Below are 20098 nucleotides of genomic sequence, written 5' to 3'. Positions count from 1 at the left end.
CCAATCTCGCGTAACGGGAGACGCTCGAAGCAGCTGCGGCCGAACGAGGATCCCCGCCCACGCCACCCCACAAGCCCCGGCGATCTTGCACTTGCGGCCCTGGCAAAGTGCGCCAAAGGGACACCCCGGGGGCCAGAAGTGCAAGATCGCCGGGCCGGGGTGGGGTGGGCTGGGGTGGGTGGGGTGGGACTGTCAGGGGGTGAGGCGGAAACCTACGCCTCGGACGGCGTGGATCGTGGCGGGGGCGTCGAGGCGGCCCAGCTTGCGGCGGAGGCGACGGACCACCGAGTGCATGTCGGAGCGCCGTCCCAAGTGGTCGTTGCCCCAGACGGCGCGGTGCAGCCGGGCGTACGTCCACACCTGGCCGGGCGTACCGGTCAGGCAGACGATCAGGTCGTGCTCCAGGGGCGTCAGCCCGATCTCCCGCTCTCGCCAGCGCAGCACCCGCCGGTCGGAGTCGACAGCCAGATCCCGCCGGGGCGGCTCGGCCGGCGCCTCGCCAGCCGCGGGCGGCTGCGGCGCCGGGGCCAGCGCGGGCCGGCGGACCAGGTCGAGGAAACGGCGGGCCTGATGGGCGCTGGACACGATCAGGAAGGACTCGGTGCCGCCGAGCAGTTGGGCGAGCTGCCGGCGCTCGGCCGACGAGGACGCGATGCCGATGACCAAGGACGGGAGCCCTGTCATCCGTTCCCACCTTTCCGGCAGGCTGAACCGCGACGCCGGGCGGTCGCCGGGTACGACGTTGCGGAGGCACCTGGCTTGCGGAGTTCGACCCGAGGGGTGCGGGAGCTGCGGTTTCGTGAGGCTTCGGGGTGAACTACCGGGATCATATAGCCGAGCACCGATGATTGGTATAGCAGTTAACGTCGATGTAACTGCGTGCAACAAGGTGTTCGAGGCAACTTGCGCCGGGCCGCGTTCGGCACGCGCGTACCGATGAGAGACGGGGCGTACGACGGTCCAATGCGTGTGATCACCCACCTGCTCTGCCTGCCCGACGGGACGCCGACCCGCGCGGACATCGCGGCCCGCTGCGCCGACCTGGCCGAGGCGCTGCGCGGCCGCGACCGGGGCGTGGTGGTGTGCGACGTGTCCGCGGTGAGCGCGCCCGACCTGGTCACGGTCGAGGTGCTGGCACGGATCCGCCTGACCGCGCGGCGGTTCGGCTGGCGGCTGGAGGTACGCGGGGCCTGCGACGACCTACGCGAGCTGGCCGGCCTGCTCGGGCTGGCCGGCACCCTCCTCGAGCCGGTCCGGCAGCCCGAACAGCGGGAAGAGCCGGTCGACGTCGAGGAAGTTGTTGAGCGACGTGATCCGGCCGCCGGAGACGCCGATCACGATCAGCGCCCAGGGCACGTGGCCTGAGCCGTCGGGGTCGCGCCGGTAGTGCCCGAACGCCGGCATCCCGTTGGCGGCGGTCGGCACCAGGCGGGAGCCGCGGCAGCCGCTGCCGGTGCCGGCCATCCACGCCGCGATGTGCTCGGGGCCGCGCAGCCACAGCGGCAGCGGCGGCATCGACAGCGTCGCGTCCTCGTGCAGCAGCGCGGTGAGCGCCGTCAGGTCGTACGCCTCGAAGGCCCGCACGTAGCGGGCGAGCAGCGCCTGCTGCTCGCTGTCGAGCGGCCGGCGCACGTCGGCCTTTGTGTCGGCCGAGGCGAGCGTGGCGCGCGCCCGCTGCAGCGCGCTGTTGACGCTCGCCACCGACGTGTCGAGCAGATCGGCGACCTCCTGGGCCGACCACGCCAGCACCTCGCGCAGGATCAGCACGGCCCGCTGCTTCGGCGGCAGGTGCTGCAACGCCGCGACGAACGCCAGCCGGACCGACTCCCGGCCGGCCACCACCTCGGCCGGGTCGGCGACCTCCGGCAGCACCCGGTCGTCGGGCGCCGGGCCGAGCCAGATCTGCTCCGGGCGGGGCTCGCCGGGCTGGGTGGCGGTGCCGACGCCGGCCGGACCGAGGTCCATCGGCCGGACCCGGCGCTGCGCGCTGGTGGACATGGACAGGCAGACGTTCGTCGCGATCCGGTAGAGCCAGGTCCGCAGCGCGGACCGCCCCTCGAACTTGTCGAAATTACGCCAGGCACGGACGAATGTGTCCTGTACCGCGTCCTCGGCCTCGAAGGCCGAACCCAGCATCCGGTAGCAGTAGCCGGTCAGCTCCGACCGGTACTCCTCGAGTTGCGCCTCGACGGGGACGCTCGCCACCTCGCTCACCCCGCCGAAACTAGCCCACATGCTGCGTCAATGCGAGCACGTTCGGGCCCGCACCGATGAGTCGGTGCCGCCCGGCCGGTCTGACAGCCGTCAGGTCACCACGTCCGAGGAGCACCGATGACCACAGCGCAGCGCGACGAGACACAGGCCCCGGGACGGTACGCCGACGTCAACGGCGTCCACCTCTACTACGAGACGCACGGCGAGGGCCGGCCGATGATCCTGCTGCACGGCGGCCTCACCTCGGGTGAGATGTTCGCGCCGATCCTGCCCACGCTGGCCGCGACGCACCAGGTGATCGTGGTGGACCTCCAGGGTCACGGCCGCACCGCCGACGTGGACCGGCCACTCGACATGGCGCTGATGGCCGACGACGTGGCCGCGCTGATCGACCACCTCGGGCTGGACCGGCCCGACGTGGTCGGCTTCTCCCTCGGCGGCGGGGTCGCCCTGCACACCGGCTTCCGGCACCCGGAGAAGGTGGGCCGGCTGGTCGCCGCGTCCGCGCACATCCGCCGCGACGCGGTCTACCCGGAACTGCTGGCGCAGCAGGGCCAGGTCGGCGCCGCGGCGGCCGAGTACATGAAGGACACCCCGATGTACGAGCTGTACCAGCGGGTCGCGCCGCGTCCGGAGGACTTCCCCCGGCTGCTCGACAAGATCGGCGAGGCGATGCGGACGGACTTCGACTTCACCGAGCAGGTCCGTGCCCTGCGGGTGCCGACGCTCGTGGTGGCCGCCGACGCCGACATGGCCCCGCCGAGCCATTTCGTCGAGGTGTTCGGGCTGCTCGACGGCGGCCGGCGCGACGGCGGCTGGACGGGCGAGGGCCGCCCGGCGGGTGGGCACGCGCTGGCGATCCTGCCCGGCCTGACCCACTACGACATCGACCAGTCGCCGCTGTTCGCCGCGGTCACCCTGGACTTCCTCGACCGGGACCGCTGACCGCCGCGCGTGTGCCGCGTCCCGTACCGGGGTACCGCTTGCCCAGGAGCACCGGTGAGGAGGACGAGATGACCGACCCCAGGTACGCACCGATCGGGCTGGCCGCCGCCGGGCGGCTGGTCCCCGACGACGGACAGACCGACGGCGGTGAGGTCGTCGGCGCCGACGACGCGGCTGCCGACGCCGCCCGGGCCGGCGCCGACGTGGACCTGTCCCGGGCCGACCGGGACAGCGACGGCACCCCGGTGGGCGCCGCCGACGCCGAGGCCGACCGCCGGCGCGCGGCCGGCGAGTGACGCTCCCCGCCCCGCCAGCCGAACGACGGTGGCGGGGCGGAGCCGTCCTCAGCCGTCGACCGGCAGCTCCACGTCGGGCAGGTGCCCGAGCGCCCGGATCGCGGTGACCGCCGCGTACCCGTCGGCCAGCCAGGCGATGTCGGTGCCGGGGACCGCGCGGACCGCGTTCGCCTCCACCGCGGTACGCACGAACCCCTCACCACGCTCGGCGACGGACACCTGCACCTGACCGAACGGGGCCAGTGTCGCCTGGCGCAGCCCGGCCACCTGATCGGCCGGCCGGTCCGGCACGTTGAGGTTCAGCACGGTGCCCGCATCCGCCCCGGCCAGCCACGGCAGCAGCGTCGCGGCCAGCTCGGCGGCGCTCGACCAGTGGCGGGACTCGTCGTCCACGCTGTCCAGCACCGCGATCGCCGCGCCACCGCTGCCGGCGCTCGCCGCCGCCGCGGTGAGCACGTCGAGCGACACGGCGAGCGCGCGGATGCCGTTGTTGCCGGCGGTCAGCGCCGCGCCGACGGTGCCGGAGTGCAGGACCGCGTGGCCCGCGTTGGCGCCCCGGTTGATGCCGGACAGCAGCAGGTCCGGCACCGGCCCGAACACACCCAGGCCGGCCAGCACCGCGATGTACGCCGGGGAGGCCGCCACCGCGTACGCGGGCACACCCGGCAGGCCGTCCAGCTCGGTCTCGCGGAACACCAGACGCCCGTCGTCGGTCACCGCCGACAGCGCCGCGCTCATCCCGCTCGCCTCGGCCTCCGGCGCCGCGACCACCACGTCCATCCCCCGTTCGTACGCGGCCCGGGCCAGCGCGCGGATGCCGGGGGCGTGCACACCGTCGTCGTTCGTCACCAGCACCCGGGGCGGCCGGTCAGTCGTCATCGTCGCCCCCGTCCAGCGGGGTCAGCCGCACCCGGCCGGCCAGCTCGCGTACCGCCTCGGCCCGGCCGGTGCCCAGCCCGTGCCGGGTCACGTTGAGCGCTCCGGCGGCGGCGCCGACGTGCAGCGCATCCCGCATGTCGCCGCCCCGGGCCAGCACCGCCGCCACCCCGGCGGTCATCGAGTCACCGGCGCCCCGGTGGTCGGCCGGCTCCAGCGGCGGGGCGTGCACCAGCAGCGGCTCGCCGTCCTCCGGCAGCGCCAGCGCGGGCTCCCCGGCGCGGCTGATCAGCACCGTCCGCGCGCCCCGCTCCTGGCACCGGCGGCCGGCGTCGCGCAGCGCCTCGACGCTGTCGTCCTTGGCCAGGCCGTCGTCGAGCAGTTCCTCGTGGCTGACCTTCAGCACGCTCACGCCGCCGTCGAGCACCGCCTCCAGGTACGGCCCGGACAGGTCGGCCACCACCGTCCCGCCGTTGGCGCTCAGATCGGCGGCGAGGCGGCGGTAGATGTCCGGGTCCACCACCTGCGGGTCGGCCGGGCCGCTGAGCACGCTCACCGGGGCGCGCAGCCCCTCGGTGAGCGTCACCGTGTACAACTCGTCGATGTCGTGCCGCACCATGGGCGCGCCCGGGTGCTCGGCGATCTCGGTCCGCTCGCCGTCGCGCCGGTCGTGCACGTACCAGCCGGTGCCGGACTCCCGCCGCACCATCCGGACCGTCACGTCCTCGTCGTCGAGCAGCTTGCGGACCGCGTCGCCCACCTCGCCGCCGAGCCCCACGCACATGGTCACCGGTACGCCGAGCGCCGCGATCATCCGGGTCTGCCACACCCCCTGCCCGCCGGGGTGCAGGTGCAGCTCGGGTACGTCGCCCTGCTGCTCGATCGTCACCGTCAGCAGCGGGGCCGGGGCGAACACCATCACCTTCTGCTCCATCCGCCAGTGTTGCCCGCTGACCGGCCCCGGTAATCCCCCAGGTCAGCGCGGGCGCGCGGCGGCACGGCGGCGCCGGAGGTACGGCAGCGCGAACAGGTAGAGACCGCTGATCAGGAGCAGGGCGAGCGGCAGCAGCGGCACGTAGGAGACCCACACGATCGGGTCCTTCTGCGCCAGCGCCACGAACGTGACCACGACGGTCACGGTGAAGGCGACGGAGAACCAGCGGTGGAGCTGACGGATGCGCGTGTCCATGGGTCGACGACCTTTCCCCGGTGGCCGCCCCGGTGGGAGACCCGTGCCGGAAACGCTAGGTCCGTCCACCCGCGCGACGCTTCTCGATTCCTGACCGGTCCACGCCGCGCTGCTCCTGGTCAGTCAGCGGCCAGCCCGCGCGCCGGAGCGACAGGTCACTCGCGTCCCGCCGCGTCCGCGGACCAGTCGTCCACCCGCATCCGCCGCGACGCCGGGCTCACCGTGTCGGAGCGCCGGACGAACCCGGCGACGGCGAGCGCGCTCATCGTGGTGGCCACGGCGGCGGCGAGCACCAGGAGGGTGGTCTCCACCTGCACCGTACGCATGTACTCGCCGCCGTTCGCGCTCGCGGACGCGTAGCGCACGGCCGCGAGCGGGTTGAGCAGCACCGCGGCGATGCCGGCGGTCCAGGCCGCCCTCGGTAGCCGCTCGTCGCCGGGACGGACGGTCCGCCGGGCGGCCCAGCAGCCGAGGGCCGCGAACGTGACGAGCAGCGTGACCGGCAGCAGCCAGAGCACGGCGGGCAGCAGGTCACGGAGCGGCACCACGGCGTCGAGCAGCTCCACCGGGAAACTGGCGCCGTCGTGGGTCACCACGCCGATCCGGTGGCGGTAGGCCGCGAGCGCGACCAGGGTGCAGCCGATGTGGACGGCGATCAGGGCGACGAGGGCGGACAGTGCTACGCGGCGGGCGGACACCGGGCCGAGGTTACCGCCCGCCGAGCCCCGACGGTGGACCGTCGCGCGCCGGGGCGGTCAGACACTCAGCGCGAGATCGGCCACCTCGGCGGCGCAGCCCCAGGACAGCGTCACCCCCGCCCCGCCGTGCCCGTACGCGTGCACCAGCCGCCCGTCCGCCGGGTCCACCTCGACCCGGGGGCCGCCGTGCCGGGCCGGGCGTAGCCCGATCCGCTCCCCCAGCACCGGCGCGTCCACGAGCTGCGGCACGAGCGCCACGCACCGGCGCCGGATCGCCGCCGCCTCCGCCGCGTCGGGGCGGGTGTGTCCCACCCCTGCCTCGTAGGTGCCACCGAGCACCACGTCGTGCCGGCGCGGATGCACGTACGTGACGCCCGCCGGGTCGTCCTCGTCGCGTACCGAGACGGTCAGGCCGGGGTTCGCCACCAGCAGGACGTGCCCGCGCGCCGGGTACACGGCCGGGTCGGCGGCGAGCCGTCCGGCGGCCAGCCCGGTCGCGTTCACCACGACCGGCGCGACCTCGTACGCCTCGGCGAGCGTACCCAGCGCTCGGCGGACGACCTGGCCCTCACCCGCCTCCAGGCGCTCCCGCAGCCAGGCGAGATACGGGGTCATCTCCACCGACGGGGCGGTGAACCGCAGCAGCGCGGTGTACGGCGGCTGCGCCGGCTCGGCCGTCAGGTCGCCGCAGGCGTCGGCCCACCAGGGCGGCCCGGCGTAGGGATGGCGCAGCCACATCCGGGTGGGCCGGTCGACCACCCCCGGCACGCCGTCGGCCGCCTGGCGGCGCAGCTCGGCGTGGGTGTCCCGGGCCCAGCGCAGCACCCGGGGATCCTCCTCGGTGTGGCTGGGGTACCAGACCGCGGCGGCCACCATGGACACGGTGTCGGCCGGGTCGTGGGCGGTCAGCACGGTGACGCGGGCACCGCACCGCTGGAGCGTGAGCGCTGTCGTCATCCCGATCACCCCGCCGCCGACCACCACCACGTCCGCCTTCGTCATGACGCCCATGATGGCGCAGCCCGGGCGGAGCGGGCAGGGCGCCGGGAGGGCCGCCGGGGAGGCGACCCGCCCGGCGGGCGTCAACCCTTCTGGCCGACCCGGTCCACGATCGCGACGGACAGCACCGCGGACGTGCCTGCCTCCCCGCCCACGCCGAGGAACGCGTACGTCCGCGGGTCGAACACCAGCACCATCAGGGCCGGACTCCCCGGGGAGGGCCAGCTGACGCCGACACCGGAGCGGCCCGCACCGTCGGTGGCCTTCTCCACCACCTTCAGGCCCGGTGTCGCGGCGGCGGCCTCGAAGAGCGCGGCCCGCGACCGTGGCCTCAGGTACCAGTCGCTGAGCAGGAACAGCACGTCCTTGGCGGCGGCGTTGACGTCGCCGGGCTCGCCGCTGCGGTGCTTGTCCAGGTAGGCGCGCATCGCGGTGGCGTCGGTGGGCATGGCGGGGTCGTAGACGGGCTCCGGCACGCACGGCTCGGTGCCCGGCATGAGCTGCCCGCCCTTGTACCCCTTCGCGCGGCCGTCCCGGCAGCCGGGGAGCACGAATTCCTGTCGGCCGCCCGCCGGGTACTCGACGACCAGGCCGTCCCTGGTCCCGTCCACCGACGCCCAGCTCTCCCGCAACTCCCGGCCGTTCTGCGAGCGCGTGTAGACGAACTGGTCGGGCCGGGGCTCGACGTCCGGCAGCCGCAACGCCGTCACCGCCGCGTCGCGCAGCACCTGCCGGGCGTCGGCCCGGGCGGCCGGCGCGCTGCCGCCGATCCGGTCCGGCACCAGCACCAGCACCGCGGCCAGTGACGCCGCCACCGACGCCGTCGCGACACCGGCGAGGACCAGCCGCCAGGCCGGCCGCCGCGCCCGCCGAACCGGCGCGGCCTCCGTCGCGGTCAGCGCGCCGACCAACCGGGTACGCGCGGCGCCGAGTCGTTCGCCGGCCGGCAGCTCGGTCTCGTCGCCGAGCCGCTGGAGCAGTCTCATCTCATCCATTGCTCAGTACCTCCTCGATGGTGTCGGCCGGTTCGCCGCCGAGCCGTTCCCGCAGCAGCCGGCGCGCCCGGTTCAGCCGGGACCGCACGGTGCCGACCGGGATGGCCAGCGCGGCGGCGACCTCCTCGTACGTCAGTTCCTCCCAGGCGACGAGCAGCAGCACGTCGCGGTCCCCGTCGGCGAGCCCGGCCAGCGCGTCCAGCAGGTGCCGGCGCAGCGACCGCGCGGTCACCTCGGCGGCTACCCGGTCGGCGGGGGACGCCTCGGACGTCGCCGGGTGGTACGCCTGCCGCAGCCGGTACTCCCGTTCCTCGGTGCGCCGCTGCTGGGCGACGAGGTTCGTGGCGATCCCGTACAGCCAGGGGCGGGCGTTCGGACAGCCGGTGTCGAACCGGTCCCGGCGCCGGAACGCGGCGAGGAACGTCTCCGCCACCAGGTCGTCGGCCGCCGCGGAGCCGAGGCGCCGCGCCAGGTAGCGGTGGATGTGCGGCGCGTGCCGGTCGAAGATCGCGGCGAAGGTCTCCGGTTCCCGTACGGACCGGCCGATGACCTCGGCGTCGGTGAGCGCGCCGACGTCGACATCCTTCGCCCTTCTCAGTCTTCTCATGCGCGGCCTCTCGGCGAGTGGGGACGTGTCACCTGTTGTCCGCTGCTCGCGTCCGGACGGTTCACGCCCGCGACGGTAGGCCGCTCGGACAGTCCGTCGTGGACCGTGCGGTCGCACGGGACGGAATCGCTTTGTCCGTCTCGGTTACGCTCGTGGCGTTTGGCCTTGGGGAGGTCTCATGAGTGCGGATCCTTCGATGAGCGGCGACTTCACCCGCATGCTCGACGCCACGATGGCGGCACTTCGGACTGTGGGTCCGCCGCCGGAGGGTGAGGCGGAGACGCCGGCGGTCGGCGAGGCCGCCGACGGGCAGGTCCGCGCCGAGATGGGCCGCGACGGCCGGCTCCACTCGCTGCACGTCGAGCCGCGGCTGATGCGGCTCGGCTCCGAGGAGCTGACCGCGCACATCGTCACCGCCGTCAACGCGGCGATCGACGGGCTGCGCGCCGGCCCGGCCCCGCAGGTCGCGGACATGTCGCAGCTACGGGAGCAGTTGCAGGAGGTACGGGACACGGCCGTACCCCGGCTCGGGTCGTTCCTCGACGCGCTCACCGAGGCGCAGGAGCGGCTGGCGCGCGGCGGGCAGCGATGAGCGGCGACGGCTTCGAGGTGCACCCGCCGCTGATCCGGGCCGCCGGGCGCGGCGTCACCGACGTGGCCAAGCGGTTCAACGGCGAGCTGGAGGCGTTCGAGGCGCGGATGCAGGGCTACGGCGAGCCGTGGGGCGCCGACGACATCGGGTCGCTGATCGGCATCGCGTACACCGAGGTGGCGAACTACATCTTCGACTGCCTCGGCATGGCCGCCGACGAGTTCACCTCGGCGGGCGCCGACATCGCGGGGATGGCCGACTCGTACGAGCGGGTCGACGAGGACGGCGCGGGCACCATGCGCTCGCTGGCCGGCGGGCTGGGGTGAACCGTGGGACTGCAACTACCCGGTGAGCTGGTCACCGCGCTCGGCTGGATCGGCTACACCTGGCCGGCGGCCGATGAGGAGAAGCTCTTCGAGATGGGCCAGGCGTGGCTGGAGTTCGGCGGCCGGATCGGGGCGGCGGCCGGCGAGGCGGACGCGGCCGCCGCGCAGGTGTGGACGCAGAACGTCGGTCCGGCGATCGCGGCGTTCCAGAAGTGGTGGGGCGGCGAGCAGAACGGGCCGCTCGTGCTGCACGACAGCATGCCCGCGGCGATGCTGCTCGGCGCCGGGCTGATCATCTGCGCGGCGATCGTGCTGGCGCTGAAGATCGCCGTGATCGTGCAGCTCGCCATCCTCGCGTTCGAGGTCGCCCAGGCGATCGCCACCGCCGTGGTCACGTTCGGCGCCTCGCTGGCCGAGATCCCGATCTTCCAGATCATCACCCGGGAGATCGTCGGCGCGCTCATCGACCAGGTCATCGGGAGACTGCTCGATGCCTAGCCCGAGGCGCGGCCGGGGCGCCGCCGCGAAACCGGCCGCCGGCAAGATCGTCCGCAAGGCGGTCGAGAAGCTGGAGAAGCCGATCGTCCGGGTCACCGGACCGAACCGGAGCCTGCCCACCAAGGTGGTCCGGGTGGAGCGCCGCGACTTCCACGCCACAGCCCAGTTCCGGCGCAAGATGGCCGCGCTGAAGAAGCTCAGCGACGACGGCAAGCTCTACAAGGCCACCAACCCGGTGCAGCGCGACAAGAGCATCACCGACGGCTACAAGGACCGGATCCGGCAGAAGATCTGGGACAAGTACTGGCCGCACGACAAGGACCTCGCCAACCGGCTCAGTCAACGGCTCAGCGACTACCATCCCGACCACGTGTGGGAACTGCAGCTCGGCGGGCCGGACACCGTCGACAACCTCAAACTGCTGCATGGTAGAACCAACACGGACATCGGCTCCCAGATCTGGGGGCAGATCCAGAATCTGCCGGACGGAACCCCGATCCGAATAGAGGTAGTGGATTGACTTCCGATCTCGCGCAGCTTCTCGACGAACTCCGCGCCGACTTGGCCGCGGACGAGCCGGCGAGTCTCGCGTACGCGCAGATCGGCGCGCCCGCCGACGACGGTGACGTGCCGGCGGAGCTGCCGGCCGGCCTGCGTGACCTGCTGCTCGCCGCCGACGGCCTGCGGGCCGGCGCGTTCGAGCTGGCCTCGACCGGCCGGCTCGCCGGGGTGCAGTACTTCCTCGACTACGCGCCCGGCTTCTCCCCCGTCCCGCAGGACAAGACCGGCTGGCTGGTCGTCGGCACGCGCAGCGACGAGCCGATCTTCCTGGAGCGGGCGACCGGCGCGGTGTGGTACTTCCCGCCGACCGGCACCGAATGGTTCATGGGCGACGCGTTCGAGGAGCTGGCGCCCGACCTCGACTCGTTCGTGCACTACTACGTGCTCGGCCCCGGCTACGCCGAGCTGGTCACCGACGACGACGCGTGGTACGCGTTCCTGGACCGGCAGGGCCTGCTCGACGACGCGGACGAGGTCGACGAGGACGAGGCGCAGCCGTGACGGTGACCCGGGAGCAGCTCACCGCGCTGTGGGGTGAGCGGGGCGTCATCTACTTCCCCGACCAGCGTTTCGACGCGATCCTCGGGCCGCTCGGGCCGGAGGTCTTCCCGCCGGACGGGGCGCTGCCGGTCGAGGTGCCGATCCTGTTCACGGTCGACGTCTCGGTCCCCGACGTGGAGCTGTTCTCGACGCTGTCGATCGAGCTGGGCGACCAGGGCCCCCGCCCGTACGTCGTGCTCGGCGCCTCCCCGGAGGACCCGGCGCTGCTGTTCTGCCTGGACGCGGGTACCGGCGGGGTGATCCTGCTGGACCTGGAGACACCGAACCTGGAGACGGTGAACAGCACGTTCGCCGCGTTCGTGGAGTTCCTCTACCGGCTCGGGCAGCTCATCGCCACCGACCCGGGCGGGCGGGAGCGGGCCGCGCGCGCGGCGGCGATCCGCGACGACCTGCGGCCGGTCGACCCGGTCGCGTTCGCGGATCCGGAGTCGTGGTGGAACATGGCCTTCGACGAGCTGGAGTCGACCGCCTGAGGTCAACCGGCTGCCGCCGGTGTGGGCACCGCCGCACGGTGCGAACGGGTCAGGCCCGCGACGAGCAGCAGGTACGCGGTCAGCTCCACCGCCACCGTCAGCGCCGCCATCGGTTGCGGCACGGCTGCCGTGGGCGTGATGGAGTACCAGGCGAACAGGGCGGTGCTGTCGTCCGAGTAGCGCAGCGGCACGGCCTCCATGCCCGCGTCGAGCAGCGGTAACGCGAGCACCGCCAGCAGGGCCGCGCCGGTCGCGGCGAGCCGCCGGCCCCGCCCGGCCAGCAGCACGGCGAGCACCAGCGCGGCGAGTGCGAGCGCCAGCGGCGGCAGCACCGCGAGGACGAGTGCGGGCACGACGTCGGCCTGGTCGTACCCCGGGCCGCCCACCCGGGTCAGCGTGGTCTCGGTGCGGACCTCCACGACCCGGGTGCTCGCGGCCACGGCGAAGCCGAGGTCGGCGACCCGGACGGCCGCGTACCCGACGACGGGGGCGGCGGCGACCGCCGCGGCGATCAGGTGCCGGCGTCGTCCACGGCCCCGGAACGCGACCAGCAGCACCGCCACCGCGACAAGCGCCGCCCAGCTCCCGGCGAACGCCGCGTCGAAGCCGGCCGTGACGTCGAAGCCGCTGTCGCCGCTGCCGTACACCGTCCAGCCGAAGTCCCCCGCGCCCGGCTCGGCCGGCATGGTGCGGACCGCGTCCACGATCAGCGGTACGAGCGCGGCCGGCACCGCCCAGCGCGGCGCCGGCAGTCCGGCGGCGACGGCGTAGCCGAGCAGCAGCGCCAGGCTCAGCACCTCCGCGCCGCGCCAGAGCGGTGCGGCCACCAGGACGCCGACGACGTGGGCGACGGCGGACACGGCCGCGAGGATCAGCAGCAGCGGGGCGCGACGCACCGGCGGATCCTTTCACGACACACCGGCCCGCCGCCGCCCCGTGGTGGTCAGTTCCCGGCCGGCACCTGGTCCTTGACGTCGTCGTAGCCGACCGCGCCCGGCGCCGGGGCCGGGGTGTAGATCACCCGGATCACGCCGGTCGGGTACGCCTCGGTCGCGGCCACCCGCAGGTGGTACGGCGCGTCGCCCTCGTCGAACAGCCGGCGGCCCTTGCGGGCGGCGACCGGGTGCACCAGCAGCCGCAGCTCGTCCACCAGGCCCGCGGCGAGCAGTTGCTGCACCACCGAGATCGACCCGGGGATGAGGATGCCCTTGATGCCGGCGTCGGCCTTGAGTGCCCGTACGGCGTCCACCAGGTCACCCTGGATCAGCTCGGAGTTGCGCCAGGAGAACTCCAGCGGCTGGCGGGACACGACGACCTTGCGCATGTCGCCGAGCTGCTTGGCGAACGGCGCGTCCTCACCGCCGGCTGCCTCCCGGTCCGGCCAGGCGCCGGCGAAGCTGTCGTACGTCTCACGGCCGATCAGCAGCACGTCGGAGGTGTCGTAGTCCTCGGTGACGGCGCGGCCCATGTTCTCGTCGAAGTACGGGAAGTGCCAGTCGGGGTCGATCTCGGCGACACCGTCGGCCGAGATGAACAGCGTGGAGATGACAGTGGCCATCGCGGTGCTCCTTCGCAGTGGGTTCGACGGGTTGACCGCCGCACCGTGTCAAACTCATCGGCCCGCGCCGACGTCACCCGGGATCAGAACGAGAAATCCGGTGGCGCGCCCTCGCCCACGCGCCCGTCGACCGACTCCCGGAGCAGGTCCGCGTGGCCGGTGTGCCGGGCGTACTCCTCGATCATGTCGAGGAGCATCGCGCGGACGGTGGGGGTGCGGCCGTCCGGCCAGGTGAACGACGACGGCCCGGCCAGTCCGCGCTCGGCGACGACGGCGTCGACCAACCGGCGCGACCGCTGCACCGCGGCTCGCCACAGCGCGTACACGTCGTCCGGCGCCGCCTGGGCGCCGAAACGCCAGTCCCAGTCGGGTTCGGCGTCGAAGTCGACGCCGTCCCACGGCGATCCGTAGCCCTGACCGGCCAGCTTCACCGCCAGCCAGTCCGCCTCGACCAGGGCCATGTGCGCGATCAGACCGCCGAGCGTCATGGTACTGGCGGCGGTGACCGCGCGCAGGCCCGTCTCGTCGAGCCCGTCGGTCTTCCAGGCGAAGGTCCGCCGGTTGCGCTCCAGGACGGCCAGCAGCGCCTCGGCCTCGGTCTCGGTGGTCGCGTCACCCATCGCCGAAGCATAGGCAGCGGGCGAAATCCGTGGGGGGCGGCGGCGGCTCGCCGGCAGTACGCCGTCATGATCGCCCGGGACTGGAACGTGCCGGCCTCCGGCGTCGGCTACGTGACCCGCTTCCAGGTCGAGCGCGCGTTCGCCGCCCGCTACCCGGTCCGGCGGGTGGGGGGCCGGGACATCCTGGAGCTGTGGGTGCCGGCCGAGGAACTGGACGAGTTCAACCGGCACATCGTCGGGCCGATCGAGGTGGTCCACGAGTTCCGGCCGCCGGAGCGGGCGGTCTGACCGGCGCCGGGCGGGCGCGCCCGCCCGGCGCCGTGGCCGGTCAGCCCGGAGTGAGGACGCAGAACTCGTTGCCCTCCGGGTCGACCAGCACCCGCCACGGGATGTCAGCCCCGCCCAGGTCCGCGTCGGTCGCGCCGAGGGACCGCAGGCGGGCGGTCTCGGCGTCCAGGTCGTCCGACGGGTACGGGCGGACGTCGAGGTGGACACGGTTCCACCCGGTCTTCGCGTCGGCGGTGCGGGCGAACCGCAGGTACGGCCCGACGCCGTGAGCGGAGCGCAGCACCGCCTGCCGGTCGGTCACCTCGTGCACGGTCCAGTCGGTGGCCCGGCTCCAGAAGCCGGCCATGGCGCGCGGGTCGGCGCAGTCGACCACCACCTCGGCGATCGGCCCGGTGTCCGCGTGCCGCGGGTTCGGCTCCCGTACGCAGAACTCGTTGCCCTCCGGGTCCGCCAGGACCGTCCACGGCACGTCGCCCTGGCCCACGTCGGCGGGGGTGGCGCCGAGCGCGGTCAGGCGCGCGACCAGCTCCGCGTGGTGCGCGGCCGAGGTGGTCGCGAGGTCGACGTGGACGCGGTTCTTCGCCGTCTTCGGCTCGGTGGAGACGACGAGGTCGATGTAGAGGGCGCGGGGGTCCGGGTAGGTGAGGTCCTCGGGTTCGAGGTTCGTCACGCCGGGGGCCTCGCTGGAGATCCCCCAGCCGAGTACCTTCGCCCAGAAATCGCCGAGCGCCACCTCGTCGTGGGCCTTCATGTTGATCTGTACGAACCGGGTTGCCATGGCGGCGATGGTAGGTGCCGCGCCGGGTCGCCGTGGTCCCGGCAGGTGATCAGGAATCGAGAAGCGCGCCGTCACCGCCGCGCCATAGCGTTGTCATCGGGCGGTCGGCACCACGCGGACCGCGAGTCACGAGGGGGGATCGAGATGTCCGACGGGTTCAGCGCCGAGGAACGCGCCGCGATGAAGGAGCGCGCGGCCGAGCTGCGCGCCGAGGGCAAGAAGGGCGCGAAGAAGGCCGACGACCTCCAGGCGGTGCTCGACCGGATCGCGCAGATGGCGCCGGAGGACCGGAAGCTGGCCGAGCGCGTGCACGCCACGATCACCGCCGCCGCGCCGGACCTGTCGGCGAAGACCTGGTACGGCATGCCCGCGTACGCGAACGCCGCCGGCAAGATCGTCGTGTTCTTCCAGGACGCGGGGAAGTTCAAGTACCGCTACTCGACAGTGGGCTTCCAGGAGGCGGCGAACCTCGACGACGGCGACATGTGGCCGGCGTCGTTCGCGCTGGTGCGGTGGAGCCCGGAGGTGGAGAAGAAGCTCACCGAGCTGGTGCGTACCGCCGTGTCCTGATCGTGCCGGCGGCGCGGCCAGGCGGGCGCGGCCGGCGACGTCAGCGCTGCCAGGAGTCGAGGCCGCGGACCGCGGCCCGGGCGATGTCGTCGGCCAGGCCGGGGTCGGTGCTGGTGCCCTCCCAGCCCTGGTCGTGCACGACAGTCACCGCGTCGGCGACCCGGATCACGAGGATCTGGCTGGTGCTCCGGCCCTGGGCCGGGCTGCCGTCCAGGCCGGTAGCGGGCCGGCTCACCGTGACCAGCAGGGCCTCGTCCCCGGTCCCGGCCATCGGCCGGGACACGACGGTGACGGTGCCGCCCGAGGCCTGGAACGACCGGCAGTCCGCCACCGCCCCGCGCACCCGGCGCAGGTAGTCGGCGGCGCCGGTGCCCTCGAACGCGAAGACGGTCTGGTGCAGCGTGCCGTAGGGGACGTTCTCCGGCGGGTCCTTCGGCTGCTTGTAGGTGCTCATCATCGCGGCGCTCGCGGTGACCGACCGACCGCCGCTGCGGAACTCCTTGTCGCACAGCTCGGGCAGCGCGTCGGCGACGTCGGTCGGCTGGGCGGCGGTCTTGCGCAGTTCCGGCGGCAGGTCGACGAAGGCGGACGTCGGGATCGTCACGGGCCCGCCGGACGACTGCGACGTCTCCGGCGTCGCGGGGGTGGTCGCCGAGGTCGCGCTCGTGCCAGCGGCGCCGCCGTCGTTCCCACCGCCGTCGTTCCCACCGCCGTCGCCGCACGCGCCGGCCAGCAGCGCGGTGACGAGCAGGGGTACGCCAAGCATTCGCCTACGGCGACTCGGTGTCCTCATGTCGACCTCCGTCCCGTGCCCGTCCCGACGACGTTCCCGATGCCACGCCGCCCGAAACGGCGCGCCCGTCCCTGCTCATCCAACTGCCGGGCACCCCGCCTCGTTCCGGCGCGCCGCCTCTTGACATGTCGTTAGGCACCTGACAATGTTGTCAGGTGCCTAACGACATGAACGCCTACGAGCTGGACGCTCCGGGCGTCTGGGCGAAGAAGTACTTCCTCGCCAGCCGGGCCCTCATGGAGTCCGTGCTGCGCCCCTACGATCTCGGGAACACCCAGTGGTACGTGTTGTACCGGCTGAGTGAGGGCCGGCCGGTCGGCCAGCGCACCCTCACCCGCGAACTCGAGGTCGAACGGGCGACCCTCAGCGCGGTCATCGCAGCGCTCGTCCGCAAAGGCCTGATCGAACAGGTACCCGACCCGGACGACCAGCGTCAGAAGCAGCTGCACATCACGCCGGCCGGCGTGAACCTGTGGCACTCGCTCCCCGATCCGATGGCGTTGATCGCGGAAGTCGCCTTCGGCGGAGTCGACCCCGCGGACATCGAGACCATGAATCGCGTCCTCAGCGGCGCGACCAGACGACTCATCGACTACCGGAAGGAGCACGGATCATGACCGTTCTCGTGACCGGCGGAACGGGCCTCGTCGGCTCCCGCCTGCTCGGGCGACTCACCGCGGCGGGTGTCGAGTGCCGCGCCCTCGTCCGTCCCGGAAAAGTAGCGCCCGAAGGCGTACGGCGCGTCGAGGGTGACGTCCTCAGCCCCGAATCCCTGCCGGCAGCCGTGGAAGCCGTCACCGCTGTCATCCACCTGGCCGCTGTCTTCCGCACCCGCGACGACGACCAGATCTGGGCCGTCAACCGGGACGGCACCCGCAATCTCATCGCCGCCGTTGAGAAGCACGCGCCGAAGGCCCGGTTCCTGCTGGCCAGCACCTCCAACGTCTACGGTGCCGAGAGCACGCACCCCGGGCGTGAGGACGACCCCGTCGCGCCGACGCTCGCCTACCCCGCCAGCAAGATCGAAGCCGAGCAGCTGCTTCGCGCCAGCGGGCTCACCTGGGGCATCCTGCGGCTTCCCTTCATCTACGGAGACCGGGACGGGCACCTCGAATCGTTGCCCGAACTCGCGGCCGGCATGGGGTGGCACCCGGCACAGAGACTGAGCGTCTGCCACCACGCCGACATCGCCACGGCGTTCGCACTGGCCCTCACGGGCGCCTTCGACAACCGCACCGTCAACATCGCCGACGAGTCGCCCCTGAGCATCTACGAGATGTCCCAGCTCGTCGGCTACTCCTACGGCTCCTCCGCCGAACCGCTCAGTCAGCCGTGGCGGGGGCAGATGGACATCAGCCTCGCCCGCAGCCTCGGCTTCACACCGACGATCAGCACCATCTACGAGGCTGTCCGCAGCGGCGCGCTCTGACCCGGCGCCAGCATCAACAAAGGATCGTTTGCGCAAACGTGTGTTTGCGATAGCGTGAGGGCATGCGCTCCGATCCGGACCTCGATCTCGCCTTCGCCGCCCTCGGCGACCCGGTCCGCCGCGCCCTGGTGACCCGCCTCGCCCGGGGTGAGGCCACAGTGGGCGAGCTGGGTGAGCCGTTCGACCTGACGCCGCAGGCCATCTCCCACCACGTCGGCGTGCTGCGCCGGTGCGGCCTGGTCGAGCAGCGACGAGAGGGCACGCGGCGGCCGTGCCGGCTGCGGGTCGACCGGCTCGCCCGGCTGAGTACGTGGATCGACGAGCAGCGGCGCGCCTGGGACGACCGTCTCGAGGCGCTGGAGACGCACCTATCCGATCCGGAGGCGACCCGTTGAGGGCCCGTACCGAACGGCACGGCGACGAGCTGATCGCGCGGCGCCACCTGCCCGCCCTGCCGGACCGGGTGTGGGAGGCCTTCACCTCACCGTCCGGCATCGCCGCGTTCTGGGGCGGCTCGCACGCCACGGTGCCGGCGGAGTCGGTGTCCGTCGACCTGCGACCGGGCGGCGAGTTCGCGCTCGACACCCGCGCCCCGGACGGCCGGACCGGGCGCCTGCGGTTCGTCTACGTGAGCGTCGACAAGCCGCGTGAGCTGGTGTTCGACGAGCCGGTCACCGGCCTGCGCACCACCGTCACGCTGCGGCCCGCCGGGCACGGCACCGACCTCACCGTGCACCAGCGCAAGCTCCCGCCCGAGTTGCGCACCGACCAGGCAGCCGACGGGCTCGCCTCGATCCTCGACGCCCTCGCCGCCCACCTCCGACGCCACGACGATGGAGACACCAGTGACCCGAGCAACCCAGCGTGACCTGGTCGCCGAATACTTCGACGGCTTCCGGGCGAGCGACCACGAACGCATCCTCGCCACGCTCACCGACGACGTCGAGTGGGTCATCCACGGCCACCGCACCACCCGGGGCCGGGCGGAGTTCGACGGCGAGATCGAGAACCCGGCGTTCACCGGCAGCCCGCAGCTCGACATCGAACGCGTGCACGAGGACGGGCCGGTCGTCGTGGTCACCGGCGAGGGCCGGGGCGTCAGCGTCGAGCACGGGCCGTTCCGGTTCGCCTTCAACGACCTGTTCACGTTCCGGGACGGGCTGATCGCCCGCGTCGACTCCTACGTCGTCCCGCTGCCTGGCGCGTGAGCACCGCCCAACGCCCCGGTGAAGGCCCGGCGGTACGCCGACGGCGAGGTCCGCATCGCGGCGGCGAAGTGGTGCCGGAACGTCACCGCCGTCTCGAACCCCACTGCCGCGGCGACCTCCTCGATCGGCGCGGTGGTCGTCTCCAGCAACGGCAGGCTGGCCTGGACGCGCCGGTCGATCAGCCAGCGGATCGGGCTGGTGCCGGTGGCCCGCGCGAAGTGCCGCAGGTAGGTACGGGCCGACATGTGCGCCCGCCGCGCCAGCCGGTCGACGGTGATCGGGGTGTTCAGGTTCGCCAGCGCCCAGGACATGCTCGCGGCGAGCCGGTCGTCCTCCGGGTCGCCGGGCACCGGCGCCTCGATGAACTGCGCCTGGCCGCCCTCGCGGTGCGGCGGTACGACCAGCCGGCGGGCGACCGCGTTGGCGATCGTCGGGCCGTGGTCGCGGCGTACCAGGTGGACGCAGAGGTCCAGACCGGCAGCGCTGCCGGCGCCGGTGAGGATGTCCCCGTCGTCGACGTAGAGCACGTCCGGGTCGACGCGTACCGCCGGGTGGCGCCGGGCGAGCAGGTCGGCGTACCGCCAGTGGGTGGTGGCGCGGCGGCCGTCGAGCAGTCCCGCGCCAGCCAGGGCGAACGCGCCCGAGCAGATCGACACGATCCGGGCGCCGCGCCGGTGGGCCGCGCGGAGCGCGCCGGTGAGCGCCGGTGACGGGTCGGCGTGCACGTCGGCGACGCCCGGCACGATCAGCGTGCCGGCGGCGGCGAACGCGTCGAGGCCGTGGCCGGTGTGCAGGGTTGCGCCGCCGACCAGCCGCACCGCGCCGGGGGTCTCCGCGCAGACGGTCAGCTCGTACCAGGGCACGTCGAACTCCGGGCGGGGCAGGCCGAAGACCTCGGTGACGATGCCGGTCTCGAACACCGACATGCCCTGGTACGCGAGCACCGCCACGGTGGCGCGATTCATGGCGGGATCTTAGCGACTGGCGTCGCTCACGCCACTGGAGCGGCCGGACGACGGCCACC

The 20098-nt window shown here is 73.3% G+C and carries 29 protein-coding genes and 2 pseudogenes; 16 read left to right on the top strand and 15 right to left on the bottom strand.

The features are described 5' to 3' along the window. Positions 1-192: 192 nt before the first annotated feature. Positions 193-684 (bottom strand): winged helix-turn-helix domain-containing protein, encoded by a 492-nt coding sequence (locus OC439_RS03470; RefSeq protein WP_262012154.1) that lies wholly within the window; start codon positions 682-684, stop codon positions 193-195. A 252-nt stretch (positions 685-936) separates the two neighbouring features. Between OC439_RS03470 and OC439_RS03465 the strand changes: the two are divergent. Beyond that, positions 937-1170 (top strand): annotated as a pseudogene (locus OC439_RS03465) (hypothetical protein); the annotation flags it as partial. Positions 1171-1200: 30 nt separating this feature from the next. On the opposite strand, the gene OC439_RS03460 reads toward OC439_RS03465, so the two are convergent. Beyond that, on the bottom strand, positions 1201-2235 hold the full coding sequence (locus tag OC439_RS03460) for a sigma-70 family RNA polymerase sigma factor (protein ID WP_262012153.1): 1035 nt from the start codon (positions 2233-2235) through the stop codon (positions 1201-1203). 96 nt (positions 2236-2331) lie between these two features. Between OC439_RS03460 and OC439_RS03455 the strand changes: the two genes are divergently transcribed. Both OC439_RS03455 and OC439_RS03450 read left to right on the top strand, forming a co-directional pair. After that, complete coding sequence (locus OC439_RS03455) at positions 2332-3159, top strand: alpha/beta fold hydrolase (RefSeq protein WP_262012152.1); 828 nt, start codon at positions 2332-2334, stop codon at positions 3157-3159. A gap of 68 nt (positions 3160-3227) precedes the next feature. Further along, positions 3228-3455: a hypothetical protein gene (locus OC439_RS03450; protein WP_013474689.1), complete on the top strand. Its 228-nt coding sequence runs from the start codon at positions 3228-3230 to the stop codon at positions 3453-3455. 48 nt (positions 3456-3503) lie between these two features. Here OC439_RS03450 and surE read toward each other — a convergent pair whose 3' ends face one another. From surE to OC439_RS03415, 7 genes are all read right to left on the bottom strand, one after another. Further along, a complete protein-coding gene (gene surE, locus OC439_RS03445) occupies positions 3504-4334 on the bottom strand; it encodes a 5'/3'-nucleotidase SurE (protein WP_262012151.1) in 831 nt (276 codons plus the stop codon). Further along, entirely contained in the window at positions 4324-5265 is a 942-nt protein-coding gene (locus OC439_RS03440; RefSeq protein WP_262012150.1) for a 1-phosphofructokinase family hexose kinase, read from the bottom strand. The genes surE and OC439_RS03440 overlap by 11 nt, the downstream gene beginning before the upstream one ends. A gap of 42 nt (positions 5266-5307) precedes the next feature. Further along, on the bottom strand, positions 5308-5520 hold the full coding sequence (locus OC439_RS03435; protein ID WP_262012149.1) for a hypothetical protein: 213 nt from the start codon (positions 5518-5520) through the stop codon (positions 5308-5310). Between the two features lie 155 nt (positions 5521-5675). After that, positions 5676-6218, bottom strand: a complete 543-nt coding sequence (locus OC439_RS03430) for a hypothetical protein (protein ID WP_262012148.1) — start codon at positions 6216-6218, stop codon at positions 5676-5678. 57 nt (positions 6219-6275) lie between these two features. After that, positions 6276-7229 (bottom strand): FAD-dependent oxidoreductase, encoded by a 954-nt coding sequence (locus OC439_RS03425; RefSeq protein ID WP_315985904.1) that lies wholly within the window; start codon positions 7227-7229, stop codon positions 6276-6278. 71 nt (positions 7230-7300) lie between these two features. Continuing rightward, a complete protein-coding gene (locus OC439_RS03420) occupies positions 7301-8212 on the bottom strand; it encodes a CU044_5270 family protein (RefSeq protein WP_262012146.1) in 912 nt (303 codons plus the stop codon). Next, positions 8205-8819, bottom strand: a complete 615-nt coding sequence (locus OC439_RS03415) for an RNA polymerase sigma factor (RefSeq protein WP_262012145.1) — start codon at positions 8817-8819, stop codon at positions 8205-8207. The genes OC439_RS03420 and OC439_RS03415 overlap by 8 nt, the downstream gene beginning before the upstream one ends. Positions 8820-8997: 178 nt before the next feature. Here OC439_RS03415 and OC439_RS03410 point away from each other — a divergent pair, with 178 nt between their 5' ends. The 6 genes from OC439_RS03410 to OC439_RS03385 are packed head-to-tail and all read left to right on the top strand — an operon-like array spanning position 8998 to position 11830. Then, positions 8998-9411 (top strand): YbaB/EbfC family nucleoid-associated protein, encoded by a 414-nt coding sequence (locus OC439_RS03410; protein ID WP_013285194.1) that lies wholly within the window; start codon positions 8998-9000, stop codon positions 9409-9411. Next, on the top strand, positions 9408-9737 hold the full coding sequence (locus OC439_RS03405; RefSeq protein ID WP_262012144.1) for a hypothetical protein: 330 nt from the start codon (positions 9408-9410) through the stop codon (positions 9735-9737). The genes OC439_RS03410 and OC439_RS03405 overlap by 4 nt, the downstream gene beginning before the upstream one ends. A 3-nt stretch (positions 9738-9740) precedes the next feature. Next, positions 9741-10235 carry a hypothetical protein gene (locus OC439_RS03400; protein WP_262012143.1) on the top strand — a complete coding sequence of 165 codons (495 nt, stop codon included), beginning with the start codon at positions 9741-9743 and terminating at the stop codon, positions 10233-10235. Further along, entirely contained in the window at positions 10228-10755 is a 528-nt protein-coding gene (locus tag OC439_RS03395) for an endonuclease (protein ID WP_194800828.1), read from the top strand. Before OC439_RS03400 ends, OC439_RS03395 begins: the two co-directional genes overlap by 8 nt. Next, positions 10752-11297 carry an SUKH-4 family immunity protein gene (locus OC439_RS03390; RefSeq protein ID WP_262012142.1) on the top strand — a complete coding sequence of 182 codons (546 nt, stop codon included), beginning with the start codon at positions 10752-10754 and terminating at the stop codon, positions 11295-11297. Before OC439_RS03395 ends, OC439_RS03390 begins: the two co-directional genes overlap by 4 nt. Then, a complete protein-coding gene (locus OC439_RS03385) occupies positions 11294-11830 on the top strand; it encodes an SUKH-4 family immunity protein (RefSeq protein ID WP_262012141.1) in 537 nt (178 codons plus the stop codon). The genes OC439_RS03390 and OC439_RS03385 overlap by 4 nt, the downstream gene beginning before the upstream one ends. Positions 11831-11832: 2 nt before the next feature. Here OC439_RS03385 and OC439_RS03380 read toward each other — a convergent pair whose 3' ends face one another. The 3 genes from OC439_RS03380 to OC439_RS03370 all read right to left on the bottom strand — a co-directional run bounded on the left by OC439_RS03380 (position 11833) and on the right by OC439_RS03370 (position 14008). Then, positions 11833-12726, bottom strand: a complete 894-nt coding sequence (locus OC439_RS03380; RefSeq protein ID WP_262012140.1) for a hypothetical protein — start codon at positions 12724-12726, stop codon at positions 11833-11835. 47 nt (positions 12727-12773) lie between these two features. After that, positions 12774-13388, bottom strand: a complete 615-nt coding sequence (locus OC439_RS03375; protein ID WP_262012139.1) for a dihydrofolate reductase family protein — start codon at positions 13386-13388, stop codon at positions 12774-12776. Between the two features lie 83 nt (positions 13389-13471). Further along, on the bottom strand, positions 13472-14008 hold the full coding sequence (locus OC439_RS03370) for a DinB family protein (RefSeq protein WP_262012138.1): 537 nt from the start codon (positions 14006-14008) through the stop codon (positions 13472-13474). A gap of 54 nt (positions 14009-14062) precedes the next feature. Between OC439_RS03370 and OC439_RS03365 the strand changes: the two are divergent. Further along, positions 14063-14278: pseudogene (locus OC439_RS03365) on the top strand (ADP-ribosylation/crystallin J1); the annotation flags it as partial. Between the two features lie 58 nt (positions 14279-14336). On the opposite strand, the gene OC439_RS03360 reads toward OC439_RS03365, so the two are convergent. Beyond that, on the bottom strand, positions 14337-15074 hold the full coding sequence (locus OC439_RS03360) for a VOC family protein (protein ID WP_262012137.1): 738 nt from the start codon (positions 15072-15074) through the stop codon (positions 14337-14339). A gap of 144 nt (positions 15075-15218) precedes the next feature. Here OC439_RS03360 and OC439_RS03355 point away from each other — a divergent pair, with 144 nt between their 5' ends. Further along, positions 15219-15644, top strand: coding sequence for an iron chaperone (locus tag OC439_RS03355; RefSeq protein WP_262012136.1), 426 nt, complete (start codon positions 15219-15221; stop codon positions 15642-15644). Between the two features lie 40 nt (positions 15645-15684). Here OC439_RS03355 and OC439_RS03350 read toward each other — a convergent pair whose 3' ends face one another. Next, positions 15685-16410 (bottom strand): hypothetical protein, encoded by a 726-nt coding sequence (locus OC439_RS03350; RefSeq protein ID WP_262012135.1) that lies wholly within the window; start codon positions 16408-16410, stop codon positions 15685-15687. Positions 16411-16604: 194 nt separating this feature from the next. Here OC439_RS03350 and OC439_RS03345 point away from each other — a divergent pair, with 194 nt between their 5' ends. From OC439_RS03345 to OC439_RS03325, 5 genes are all read left to right on the top strand, one after another. Then, on the top strand, positions 16605-17054 hold the full coding sequence (locus OC439_RS03345; RefSeq protein WP_194800819.1) for a MarR family winged helix-turn-helix transcriptional regulator: 450 nt from the start codon (positions 16605-16607) through the stop codon (positions 17052-17054). An 8-nt stretch (positions 17055-17062) separates the two neighbouring features. Further along, positions 17063-17866: an NAD-dependent epimerase/dehydratase family protein gene (locus OC439_RS03340; RefSeq protein ID WP_262012134.1), complete on the top strand. Its 804-nt coding sequence runs from the start codon at positions 17063-17065 to the stop codon at positions 17864-17866. Positions 17867-17928: 62 nt separating this feature from the next. Continuing rightward, on the top strand, positions 17929-18261 hold the full coding sequence (locus OC439_RS03335) for an ArsR/SmtB family transcription factor (protein ID WP_262012133.1): 333 nt from the start codon (positions 17929-17931) through the stop codon (positions 18259-18261). Next, a complete protein-coding gene (locus OC439_RS03330; protein WP_262012132.1) occupies positions 18258-18734 on the top strand; it encodes an SRPBCC domain-containing protein in 477 nt (158 codons plus the stop codon). Before OC439_RS03335 ends, OC439_RS03330 begins: the two co-directional genes overlap by 4 nt. Continuing rightward, complete coding sequence (locus OC439_RS03325) at positions 18712-19074, top strand: nuclear transport factor 2 family protein (protein WP_262012131.1); 363 nt, start codon at positions 18712-18714, stop codon at positions 19072-19074. The genes OC439_RS03330 and OC439_RS03325 overlap by 23 nt, the downstream gene beginning before the upstream one ends. Here the strand turns inward: OC439_RS03325 and ftrA are convergent. Beyond that, positions 19047-20039, bottom strand: coding sequence for a transcriptional regulator FtrA (ftrA, locus tag OC439_RS03320; RefSeq protein ID WP_262012130.1), 993 nt, complete (start codon positions 20037-20039; stop codon positions 19047-19049). The genes OC439_RS03325 and ftrA overlap by 28 nt on opposite strands. Between the last annotated feature and the right edge of the window lie 59 nt (positions 20040-20098).

This window comes from Micromonospora sp. Mcm103 (assembly GCF_024519755.1).
Lineage (GTDB): Bacteria > Actinomycetota > Actinomycetes > Mycobacteriales > Micromonosporaceae > Micromonospora > Micromonospora aurantiaca.
Note: the sequence above shows the minus strand (reverse complement) of the source record. Positions and strands in the feature narration are given on the sequence as shown.